Origin of the sequence: Polyangium sorediatum, assembly GCF_029946465.1 — a bacterium.
Classification (GTDB): Bacteria; Myxococcota_A; Polyangia; order Polyangiales; family Polyangiaceae; genus Polyangium; species Polyangium fumosum.
Window position 1 is genome coordinate 28,500 of record NZ_JARZHI010000034.1, and the last position, 11,275, is coordinate 39,774.

The window sequence follows — 11,275 nt, forward strand, 5'->3', positions numbered from 1 at the left end:
ACGCGAGCGCGGCGAGGGCGAGGGGGAGGAGGCGCGCGCGGGCACGTCGCGGGTTTGGCCGGCCAAGGTTCTGCGCTAGAGTCTCGGCCCGATGAACATCTTCGCCGAACGCCGCAAACAACTGCTCGAGCGACTGCAAGGCGTGCTCGTTCTTCCGGCGGCGCCGGAGCTCATCCGCAACAACAGCGTCCACCACGAGTACCGCCAGGACTCCGACTTCCACTACCTCACGGGCTTCGGCGAGCCCGAGGCCGTGCTCCTTCTGGCCCCGAAGCACCCGGAACACAAGGTGGTTCTGTTCGTGCGCAAGCGGGATCCGGAGCGCGAGAAGTACGACGGGGCCCGCGCGGGCGTGGAGGGCGCGAAGGCCGAGTTCGGCGCGGACGCCGCGTTCACCATCGACCAGCTCGACGACAAGCTCCTCGACTACCTCGAGGGCTACCACCGGCTCTTCTACAAGCTCGGCCAGAACCGATCCCTCGACGATCGCATGCTCCGCGCGCGGGAGCTCCTCCGGATGAAGGGGACGCGGACGAAGAAGACGTGGCCGACGGAGATCGTGGAGCCGGGCAACGTGCTGCACGAGATGCGCGCGCTGAAGTCGGAGGCAGAGCTCGGCTTCATGCGACGCGCCGCGGCGATCACGCGCGAGGCGCACCTCGGGTCGATGCGGCTCGCGGCGCCGGGTCGCTACGAGTACGAGGTCGAAGCGCAGATCCGCGAGGTGTTCCGGAGGAACGGCGCGGAACGCACGGCGTACACGCCCATCGTGGGCGCTGGGCCGAACGCGACGATCCTGCACTACCACGCGAACCGGAAGCAGCTCGTCGACGGAGAGCTGCTGCTCATCGATGCAGGCTGCGAGTACGAGTACTACGCGTCCGACGTGACGCGGACGTTCCCCGTGAACGGGACGTTTTCGCCCGTGCAGCGGCGGCTTTACGAGATCGTGCTCGCCGCGCAGATGGCCGCGATCGAGGCCGTGAAGCCGGGCGTGACGGTGGACGCGCTGCACGACATCACGGTGCGTACGCTCGTCGAGGGGTTCGTCCGCGAGGGGCTGCTCTCGGGCGACGTGAACGAGATCATCGAGAAAGAGACGTACAAGCGGCTCTATCCGCACCGCACGAGCCACTGGCTCGGCATGGACGTGCACGACGTGGGGCCCTACTACCGCGACGGCGAGGCGCGCCCGCTCGAGCCCGGGATGGTGCTGACGATCGAGCCGGGGATTTACGTGGCGCCGGACGACGAGAAGGCGCCTGCGGAGTACCGCGGAATCGGCATCCGCATCGAGGACGACATCCTGGTCACGGCCACGGGCTACGAGAACCTGACGGCCGACATCCCGAAGGCGCCGGACGAGGTCGAGCGCGCCTGTCGAAACGCTTGAAGCAAACAACGAAGGGCCGCGCGGCGGCGCGCGAGGCAACGCTCGCCGTCGAGCTCAAGGGCTGGTTCCGCAAGAGCGCGCGGGATCTGCCGTGGCGCAGGACGCGGGATCCCTATGCGATCTGGCTGTCCGAGGTGATGCTGCAGCAGACGCGCGTGGAGACGGTGATCCCGTACTACGAGCGGTTCTTGCAGCGGTTTCCGGACGTGCGGGCGCTCGCGTCCGCCGAGATCGACGAGGTGCTCTCGCTCTGGAGCGGCCTCGGCTACTACCGGCGCGCGCGGGAGCTGCATCGCTGCGCGCAGGAGGTCGCTTCGATGCACGGCGGCGTGTTCCCCGCGGAAGCCGCGGAGCTGCGGAAGCTGCGCGGGATCGGCCCGTACACCGCGGGCGCCGTGTCGAGCATCGCGTTCGATAGGCCCGCGGCGCTCGTGGACGGCAACGTCGCGCGGGTGCTCGCGCGCCTCGAAGCGATCGAGGACGACGTGAAGAGCACGGCGGGCCTGAAGCGGATCTGGAGCGTGGCGGAGCGGCTCGTCCCGCGGGAGGAGCCCGGCGCGTGGAACCAGGCGCTGATGGAGCTCGGGGCGACGATCTGCACGCCGCAAAACCCGGCATGCCTGATCTGCCCGGTGCGCGACGCGTGCGCGGCGCGTGCGCAGGGCAGGGAGCGCGAGCTGCCGATCGTGGGGGAGAAACGAGCGTCACCGCGCGTGGCGATGGTCGCGGCCGTGGTGGAGCACGAGGGGCGCTTCTTGTTCGCGCGGCGCAAGGAGGGAGGGCTGTTCGGCGGGTTGTGGGAGCCGCCGATGGTCGAGGCGCAGACGGCCGAAGACGCGAAGCCTTCCCTCCGCGGCGCAGGCGTCGCGGTGGAGGCGAAGCTCACGGAGGTGGGACGTGTCGAGCACGTGCTCACGCACCGCGAGCTCGACGTGCTCGTGCTGCGCGCGCGCGCGGACCGACCCTGGCCCCTCGAAACGCCGACGACGGCGCCGTACGAGCGGCTCGCATGGATGGAGCGAGGCGCCGAGGGCGTGGGCGTCTCGACGCTGGCGCGCAAGATCCTCGCGGCGGCAAAGCCGGAGAAGAAGGGCGCGACGCGCAAGAAAAAGGCCCGCGCGTAACGCCCTCGGTTCACTCCGTGGGGCCTGCGCGCTTGCGCGAGGCAGGTTTGTCCCGTTCGCGCGGATCTTCCATCCTCGTACGATCGTCCTCCGAGAAGTACACGTCCTCGGCCTCGGCGCCGATCTCCTCGACGAGGAACGGCGTCTCGAGGTCCTGGCCCTCGTCCGACAAGATCACGTCGCTCATGTCGCGGCCGCGCGTCGCGCCTTCGAGGAACTCGGCCCCGAGATCGCCGGCGAGATCGGCTGCCGCGTCGGCATTGTCGGGATCGAACGAGAAGCCCTCGCTCACCTGATCGTTCGGGTGATGTCGAAAAACGCGATCGCTGTCGTCGAGCGTGTGCACGGGCTCGTCCATCGCGTTGGCCGGATGCACCTTGCCCGGCAGAGGCGGCGCGGCGAACTCGTCGAGGTCTTCGAGCACGGGACGCGGAGCCCTCTCGTCGAACGACATCCCCGCGCGCCGCGAGGGGGTGTCGCCGTGGCGGTGTTCGCTGCTGCGTACGCTCGATGCGGGGGGCGGAGCCTGGGTGGACGGGGCGGCCGCCCGCGCGTGTTTCGCCCCGGATCGGGCCGGCTTGAGGGGTTTGTTGCTGCTCACGCTCCGACCGAATGCAAGAGTCGCGCGCGTGATTTGACGTGCGAAGAACGCACGTTACGCGGTAAGACCCAAGGGCCCCTACATGCGCGAAAAACGCCCGCGCCCCCGACGTTCGACGGCCCTCGTGACGACGTTCGCGACCGGGTGTGTCCTCGCCTGGGCCGGGACCGCGATCGCCGCCGAAGACGCGCCCGCCGCGCGGGAAGAAGACGGGGCCGAAGCGAGGCGCGCGCTCTACGAGGCCCTGTCGGCGCCCCCCAAGGGGTACCTGCGTACGCTCGCCGGGCTCTCGTTCGGCGGCGGGCTTCGCTTCAACAACCCGTATCGGCTGGCCACGCAGCTCGGCGCATCGGCGGAGTCGCCGAGCGCGACGGCGCCGTACACGACGCTCATGGGCGCGCTTGCGTTCGGTCCGCCCGACGGCTTGCAGCATGGAGGGATGCTGGGGCTCTCGTTTGCGCTCCGCGGAGTCGGGCAAACCGTGCTCACCCCCGGGTACGTCCTGATGTACCGCGGGCCAGGCCGGCTGCTCGCGTATGGACGAGCGGGCCCGGAGATCCTGCTCTCGCCGGATCTGAACGTGGGCCTCACGGTCGCGGGGGGCGGCGCGTTCTTCGTGACGGGCGGGCTCGGGCTCGTCCTCGACGTGGCGGGCAGCCTGTTCTACGGGGCGAGCACGTGGGAGAAGAAATATCCGGCGTATCCCGTGCTCTCGGCGTCGCTCGGCCTGATCCTCGACGTGGAGTTCTTGCCATGACGCAGGCTCGCGGGATCGGCCGCGCCGAGATCCTCCGCCTCGCCGCGATGCTCGTCCTCGTCGTCGCCGCGCCGACCGTGGGTGACATCGGGAGCTGCGGCGAAGCGCCCGCCGATCTCGACGCCGCCGCGTTCTTCCGCGAGAAGGCCGCGGTCGACTGCGCGCGTTGCGAGGAGTGTGGTTTTTCCACGGCGGCGTGCGCGCGCGCCTGTGATCCGATGCAGCCTGCGCAATCGTTCCCCGAGGGCTGTTATCCCCTCGTGCACGACGGCGACGTTTGTCTGCGCGCACTCGAAGCGGCCTCGTGTGACACGTATGCGAGCTTCGTCGCGGATCAGGGATCGACGATCTCGACCGAGTGCAACTTCTGTCCGCCGGAGGCGAAGCCGTGATGCCTGCGGGGCGCGCCTTCGTTCGATGGATCGTCCTCGCGGCGGCGCTCGTCGCGCTCGCCTCGGGCTGCGCCGCGCTCCGCCCCGTCACGACGTCCACGGCCGAGTACGGCGCGTTCCGCAAGGCGCGCATCTCGCCGACGCTCGAAGGGCGCATCGTCGCGGCGGCGCGTTACCTCGCGCAGTACCCCGACGGCACGTTCGCGACGGAGGTGCGCGCGTTCTACACGATGGCCGAGCCGCTCTACTTCGAGGAGCACCGGGGCACTGCCGCAGGCCTGCACGTCTACCTCGCGGCGCTCCCACGCGGCCCGCACGCCGCCGAGGCGCGGCAACGGCTCGAACGACTCGCCGAGAAGGGGCCAAGCGCGGAAGGCGGCTTCGATCGTGCCGTCATGGGCACGAACGCTCGCCTCGCGAGGCTCGCCGGCATGCGGAGCGCCGCGCGCGAGCAGATGATGACGTCGCTCCGCGTGTGGCTCGACCCGGACGCCTTCGCGCGCCCGATCGTAGAAGCGAAAGCGGAGCTCCTCGTTCCATGGAGCCTCTCGCTCCCGTGGCCCAGGTGCACGTGGAACGACGAAGCCCGCGGAGGAGAGATGCGCTGTGAAAAGCTCTTCGAGTTGCCGTACGAGGTGACGAAGGGGGAGGGCACGGAGGAGCGTCAAGCCACCGTCGAAGTCGTGATCGTCGAGGATGCGCGGGGCAGGCCGCGGCGTGTCACGATCGGCGGGCCGGATCTCTTCGTGCGCCTCGAAGAAACGTTCACCGGTCGGGCGATCGATCTCGGAGATCCGAGCGGTCGAGCGGCCGGCGTGTCCCGCGCGACGGAGCTCGTACGGCGCGAGTTTTCGGCGCGGATCTCGGACGATCCCGCGTGCCGGAAGCGCACGCGCGCGCCGAAGGTCCTCGAGCTCGCCTGCGGCGGCGTCCGTGTCGTCGTGGAGGCCGCCCTCGACAGCACCGAGGACGATCGCATCGTGATCACCCCGATGACCTCGGACTGAGCCGAAGCGCGATCCGGCAGAGCGCGTATCTCCCCGGAAACGAGGCGCGTGTGATACTCCTTCGGGGAGTGGAGATCGGCCGCGTCCTCGCCGAGCGTTACGCGCTGGTCCGCCCCCTCGCGGAGGGAGCGATGGCGACCGTGTGGGTCGCGGAGGATCGCGTCTCCGGCGGCGAGGTCGCGATCAAGGCGATCTCGCTCGACGCGGCCGGATGGCGCACCGAGGTGCGGGATCGCTTCATGAAAGAGGCGCGCCTGCTCGCGATCGCCCAGCACGAGCACCTCGTCGGCGTGCGTGACGTGGGCGAGACCGAAGACGGCTTCCTCTACCTCGTCCTCGATCTGCTCGACGGCGAGACGCTCGCCGATCGCATCGCCCGCGATCCGCCCCTCGGCTGGAAAGAAGCCGGCGCGATCTCGCTCGCGATCACGCGCGGCGTCGCGGCCCTGCATCGGGCAGGGATCGTCCATCGTGATCTCAAGCCCGCGAACATCGTCCTGCATCGTGACGGCGGCGGCACGGTGCCGAAGATCATCGATCTCGGCATCAGCAAGGTGCGCGCCGCGGCCGCAGATCCCGAGCTCTGCGCGACGCTCACGGCGACGGGGCAGGTGCTCGGCACGCCGCAGTACATGAGCTACGAGCAAGCGCTCGGCGATCCGGACGTGGACGCGCGCAGTGACGTGTGGGCGCTCGGCGTGATCCTCTACGAGATGCTCGCGCGAAGGCGACCGTTCGAAGCGCCGAACGCGAACGCTGTACTCACCGCCATTCGCCGCAAGGACGCGCCCGCGCTCGCCGAGGTCGCGAGCGACGTGCCCGCCGCGCTCGCGAAGATCGTCGATCGTTGCCTGCGCACCGATCGCGCCGAGCGCTTCAAGGACGCCGGCGAGATGGCCGAAGCGCTCCCGACGGCGCTCTGCTCGGCCGCCGCGGATCCGACGCCGGCCGAGCCGCCGCCCCCCGAGGCAAAGAAACCCGCGAGCGCGACGGCGCCAAAGCCTTCGCCCGCGCCGATGCCCACGACGATCCCGGCCGAGAACCCCGCGCCGCAGCCGCAGCGATCCCGCGCCCTCGCAGGCGCCTTCCTCATCGCAGGCGCGGCCGTCCTCGGCGCGATGGCCGCTACGTTCTGGACGCGGGATCCTGCCCCGACCACGCAGATCGCCCCCCCGAAGCCCACGACCAGCGGCGCCGCACGGACCCCGCAAGAGCCCGCTCCTGGAACGAAGGCCCCGCCGAGCCCCACGCAAACGCCGGCAACCACGTCCACCACGAGCGAAGTACGCCCCGTGGTGCAAGCAACCAGCACAGCCGCCTCTTCGGCTTCGGTTCCTCCGACACGTCCAGCAGTCACGACGCGAGGCGGGACCAAGCCCCTCACGCAGGTGAACGAAGCGGGTTTCTAGAGTACGCGGCGCCCCGTTCATGATACCCCTCCGAGCGGACCGTGAGCGACACCGCTTCCCCTAAGCTTCCCGCGACCGAAATCGCGCCCCGCCAAGCCAAACAGGGCGGCGGCGTCGCGCGCCTCGTCGTCACCCAGGGACCGGGTGCCGGCAAGACGCTTCTCGTCACGCGGGCCCGCGCCACCGTGGGCCGGCACCAGACCAACGACCTCGTCATCCCCGATCCGCGCATCTCCGCGACGCATCTCGAGCTCGAGCGCAGGCCCGAGGGCCGCGTGCTCGTGCGGGATCTCGGCACGACGAACGGCACGTGGCTCGGCCCGCACCGCCTCAACGAGGCCGAGCTCGGCCCAGGCGCGCTGCTCAAGATCGGCGACTCGCTCGTCCGCCTCGAGGTCGACGATCGCGCCGAGCCCGAGCGCGGCAGCGAAGGCGGCCGGTTCGGCGGGCTCATCGGCGTGTCAGCCGAGATGCGCGAGCTCTTCGCGACGCTCGAGCGCGTGGCGCCGAGCCAGCTCACCGTGCTCGCGCAAGGCGAGACGGGCACGGGCAAGGAAGAGCTGGCCCGCGCGATCCACAAGCACTCGCCGCGGCGCGAGGGCCCGTTCGTGGTGCTCGACGCAGCGACGATCCCGCCGACGCTCGCCGAGAGCGTGCTCTTCGGTCACGAGCGCGGCGCGTTCACGGGCGCCGACGCGCGGCATATCGGCACGTTCGAGCGAGCCCACGGCGGCACGCTCTTCATCGACGAGATCGGCGAGCTGCCGATGGACCTGCAGCCGAAGCTGCTCCGTGTCCTCGAGAGCCGCACGTTCTCACGCGTGGGCGGCCACGAGATCATCCCGGTCGACTTTCGTCTGATCGCCGCGACGCACCGAGATCTTCGCGCCGAGATCGAGGCGCACCGCTTCCGCGAGGATCTCTACTTCCGCCTCGCCGAGGCGCGCGTCTTCTTGCCGCCGCTCCGCGCGCGTCCCGCAGACATCCCGCTGCTCGCGCGTCACTTCCTCGAAGAGCTCTCCACGTCCGAGCGCCCGCTCTCCATCACGGAGGAGGCGCTGCGGAGCCTCACGCTGCGCAAGTGGCCGGGCAACGTGCGCGAGTTGCGCAACGTGATCGCGCGCGCGGCAGCGCTCTGCCAGGACGGGACGATCACGGAGAACGATCTCGCCGGCGAGGGGTTTGGTTTCCGCGGGAGCGAGGCCGAGCGCGAGCCGCTCGACCTCCAAGGAACGTTCGCCGAAGCCAAGGCCCGCGCGATCGATCGTTTCGAGCGCGCCTATCTCGACGCCCTCGTCCGTCGCTGCGGCGGCAACCTCTCGAAGGCCTCGCGCCAGGCCGACGTCGCGCGCAACCATCTCCGCGCGCTGCTCAAGAAGCGCGGGCTCTACGATCCCGGAGATACGTGATCGTCCAGCGAAGCGTGGCGCCGGGGTTTCACCCCGGGCCCGACCAGGGGCTGTCCGCCCCTGGACCCGGACCAGCGCCAGCGCTGGACCTTGGGTGGAAGAACTGCGCGATGCGCAGTTCTTCCAACAGCCCGGACGACGCCCTCGGGCAGGGTCGCTGCGGGTCTTGACTCGGCCTGTGCGATGAACTGCGCACCGCGCAGTTCATCGTCCTGGGTCCAGCGCCTCGCTGGTCCGGGTCCAGGGGCGGACAGCCCCGGTGGGGTCTGGGGCAAAGCCCCAGCGCAACGACAGCCCGTCAGATGGTGAGGATCTCGGTGTGCTCGGCGCGCCACGCGCGCGTCCGCTCGGCCTGCTCGCGCTCGATGCGCGGATCGATCTTCACCACCGTCACGGGCGGGCTCTCCGAGGTGAACTCGTTCAGGCCCACGATGACGCGCTTCTTCTCCTCGATCTCGAGCTGATAGCGATACGCCGCTGCCTGGATCTCGCGCTGCACGTAGCCCTGCTCGATCGCCGACACCATGCCGCCGAGATCGTCGACCCTGCGGATGTACTCGCGCGCCGCCTGTTCGAGCCGCGTCGTCAGCGCCTCGACCACGTAACTTCCACCGAGCGGATCCACGAAATCCGTCACGCTTTGGCAACCGCCGAGCACCGCGGCGAGCGCCTGCATCGCCACGCGCACCACGTTCACCATCGGCTGCTGCGCGAGCAGCGTCATCCCCGCGGTCTGGCGGTAGCCGCTGATCGAGATCGTGTTCCAGTACGGCACGTCCTTCGAGCAGAACGCGAAGATGTCGCTGATGAGCCGGATCGAAGGACGCGGCGGGTAGATGTACGTCCGCGCGCCATGTACTCCTTCAAGATGTTGTTCTGGATCGTGCCGCGCAGTTTGTCCCTCGGGACCCCGGCCTCGTCCGCGACCGCGATGTAGAGCGAGAGCAGGATCGCAGCCGTCGCGTTGATCGTCATCGACGTCGAGATCGCCTTCGCGTGACCTTCCGCTCGGTCGTCGCTCTTCGTCGTTCGTCGTCCTCGACGTTCGTCTACCCGCGCGCCGACAGGAGCCGCGCGAGCGCCTCGCCCACGGCGCGAGCGAGCTCGTCCATCCTGCGCGTGCCGGTCAGCGTGTCGCCGAGATCATCGACCATGAGCACCGCCGCCGGCCGCCCCGCGACGCGCACCGCCACAACGGCCACGTCCGGGCTCGCGCGCTCCATCACCGCGAGCAGCCCCTCGTGCGCCCCCGTCTCGGGCACGGGCCCGAGGTAGATCGACGTCGCCGTCGCCGTCGCGAACACGCTCGGCACGTCGAGCGGGATCGAGAGCGCCCGCAGCGCCTCTTCGTCCCCGAACTCGTCGTTGCAGGTCCAACCGTGGAACCCGTCGCGCTTGACCGCGAAGAGCGCCACGCGACGCGCGAAGAGCGCCGCGCCGCCGAGCGCGAGCGAGACGATCTCGTCCCGCGTTGCCGCGCGCGCGAGCGCCCCGAGGATCGCGCTCGGATCCGGGAAGGGCAGGGGAGGCGGACCCACGAAGGTTTGGCGTTGCGGCTCCTCGTCGTGATCCGAGACGGTCACCGGCGCAGGTGCCGTTACCTGGGCCTTCGCAGGCACCGGGAGCGACATCGCAGGCGGCGGCACCGACACTCCCCCACGACGCGCCGACGGCGCAGGCGCGAACGAGTTCGGCCCTGCAGACGGCTCCGGGATCGGGCCCCCGAGCGCTGGCGCGAGCGCGTGCGAGACGGGCGCGTCGTGCGTCGTCCACATCGCCGCGGCTCGCTCGGCCTTCTCCGCGTTCGCCGCGTCGCCCACGACGCGCGGCGCCGTACCCCCGTTGCTCGAAGGCACACGCGAGAAGACCGATGGATCCAGGGTCGGACGTGTCGCGCCGCGCCACGCCGTGAGCTCGGGCGGCGCCACGGCGAGCGGCGACGGCACCGAGGCGGGGCCCGGCGGCGGCGTCGAGGGAAACGACACGCGCGGCGGATCGTCCGAGCTCGCCGGTGATGCCGCCGCGGCCTTCGTCGCCGGCAGCGCCGAACGAACGACCCTCTCCACCGGCACCGCGCCGCGCAGCGTCCCCGGCGCTCCGCGTCGTGTCGCCGGCGCTGCGGGTGTTTGCGACCCGTCGGTGTCGCTTCCTTCGGGCACGCGTTTCACCAGCGGGATCGGCGTGCTGATCGTGGGCGGCGGCGGGATCGACGACTGCGGCGCGCCATAGGGCGAGGCCGGCGTGATGCGGCGGCCTCGTGGCTTCTTCGGGGCCTCGGGCTGCGCCGCCGTGAGCTCGATCCGCCGGATCGCCTCTTCCACCGCGCCGATCGGCGCGCGCAGCACGCGCACCGGCGCGCCGAGGTGGAACGACATCTCCGACTCGATGTGCGTGTCCAGCGGATCGGCCGCGGCCACGTCCACGGTCCCCGTGAACGGATCGAGCCGCGTCGGCAGCGCGCAGAGCTTCCGGCACATCGCGCGCGGCAGCTTCGCCACGAGCTCCGGCGCGCCTTGCACGTGACGCAGCCCCGGCCCTGCGTAGCGCGCGATCTCCTCGTCGAGCTCGGCCTCCGTGATCGCCCCGCGATCCACGAGCGCGCGCGTGAATGGGATTCCCCGCACGACCGACAGGAGCAGCGCCGCCTGCACCTTCTCCCGCGTCACCAGGTTCGCCGCGATCAGGCGTCGCCCCAACTCGACCGACACGGCGCGAACGATATCACTCTTTATGCTGGCGAGGGGCCCCTTGGACCCTCAGCGCGACGCGGGAAACTGGAAGACGACCTCGGTCTGTCGCACGAGCCCGAGGTTGTCCCGCGCGATGCGCTCGACCGCCGTCGGATCGTCCCGCAGACGCTCGACCCGGCCCCGCAGCGCGTCGATCTCGCGGTGCATCTCCGCGCTCTCCTCTTCCACCTGCTCGAGCTCCCGTTCGAGCCCCCGCAGCCGCGGCAGGCCCTCCGGCGAAAGGATCATCACCGGGACCCCGATGACCGCCACGACGAGGATCCCGACCGGCAGAACCCGCTCGATCGCCAAGGTGAGTCGACGCACGTCTCCCTCCCTGCCATGGCCGGGGGCACCTGGTCAACTTTCCGGGCTCGCGCACTTCGTAAAGGTCGCGCGCTTTTGGGTCGGTTGTTCTTCGCGAACGCCCTGACCTTTGGCTAGCATACGCCCG

The 11,275-nt window shown here is 70.5% G+C and carries 10 protein-coding genes and 1 pseudogene; 7 read left to right on the top strand and 4 right to left on the bottom strand.

Annotated features, from left to right (window positions below):
- Positions 1–91: 91 nt before the first annotated feature.
- Together QHF89_RS30185 and mutY are read left to right on the top strand one after the other, a co-directional pair.
- Entirely contained in the window at positions 92–1,393 is a 1,302-nt protein-coding gene (locus QHF89_RS30185; protein ID WP_136970851.1) for an aminopeptidase P N-terminal domain-containing protein, read from the top strand.
- Entirely contained in the window at positions 1,390–2,517 is a 1,128-nt protein-coding gene (gene mutY, locus QHF89_RS30190) for an A/G-specific adenine glycosylase (protein WP_284721109.1), read from the top strand. The genes QHF89_RS30185 and mutY overlap by 4 nt, the downstream gene beginning before the upstream one ends.
- 10 nt (positions 2,518–2,527) lie before the next feature.
- Here mutY and QHF89_RS30195 read toward each other — a convergent pair whose 3' ends face one another.
- Entirely contained in the window at positions 2,528–2,941 is a 414-nt protein-coding gene (locus QHF89_RS30195; protein WP_136934673.1) for a hypothetical protein, read from the bottom strand.
- Between the two features lie 301 nt (positions 2,942–3,242).
- Between QHF89_RS30195 and QHF89_RS30200 the strand changes: the two genes are divergently transcribed.
- Genes QHF89_RS30200 through QHF89_RS30220 form a run of 5 tightly spaced genes read left to right on the top strand, consistent with a single transcriptional unit; the run spans position 3,243 to position 8,092 of the window.
- Positions 3,243–3,875, top strand: coding sequence for a hypothetical protein (locus QHF89_RS30200; protein WP_284721110.1), 633 nt, complete (start codon positions 3,243–3,245; stop codon positions 3,873–3,875).
- Positions 3,872–4,267, top strand: coding sequence for a hypothetical protein (locus tag QHF89_RS30205; RefSeq protein ID WP_136970849.1), 396 nt, complete (start codon positions 3,872–3,874; stop codon positions 4,265–4,267). Before QHF89_RS30200 ends, QHF89_RS30205 begins: the two co-directional genes overlap by 4 nt.
- On the top strand, positions 4,234–5,274 hold the full coding sequence (locus tag QHF89_RS30210) for a hypothetical protein (RefSeq protein WP_136970848.1): 1,041 nt from the start codon (positions 4,234–4,236) through the stop codon (positions 5,272–5,274). Before QHF89_RS30205 ends, QHF89_RS30210 begins: the two co-directional genes overlap by 34 nt.
- Before the next feature lie 50 nt (positions 5,275–5,324).
- Complete coding sequence (locus QHF89_RS30215) at positions 5,325–6,683, top strand: serine/threonine-protein kinase (RefSeq protein WP_136970847.1); 1,359 nt, start codon at positions 5,325–5,327, stop codon at positions 6,681–6,683.
- Between the two features lie 41 nt (positions 6,684–6,724).
- Positions 6,725–8,092: a sigma 54-interacting transcriptional regulator gene (locus QHF89_RS30220; RefSeq protein ID WP_136970846.1), complete on the top strand. Its 1,368-nt coding sequence runs from the start codon at positions 6,725–6,727 to the stop codon at positions 8,090–8,092.
- Between the two features lie 370 nt (positions 8,093–8,462).
- Here the strand turns inward: QHF89_RS30220 and QHF89_RS30225 are convergent.
- The 3 genes and pseudogenes from QHF89_RS30225 to QHF89_RS30235 form a co-directional block, all read right to left on the bottom strand.
- Positions 8,463–9,079 (bottom strand): annotated as a pseudogene (locus tag QHF89_RS30225) (methylmalonyl-CoA mutase family protein); the annotation flags it as partial.
- A 62-nt stretch (positions 9,080–9,141) separates the two neighbouring features.
- Entirely contained in the window at positions 9,142–10,800 is a 1,659-nt protein-coding gene (locus QHF89_RS30230; RefSeq protein WP_136970845.1) for a GspE/PulE/PilB domain-containing protein, read from the bottom strand.
- 48 nt (positions 10,801–10,848) lie between these two features.
- Entirely contained in the window at positions 10,849–11,148 is a 300-nt protein-coding gene (locus QHF89_RS30235) for an FtsB family cell division protein (RefSeq protein ID WP_232379981.1), read from the bottom strand.
- Positions 11,149–11,275 lie beyond the last annotated feature (127 nt).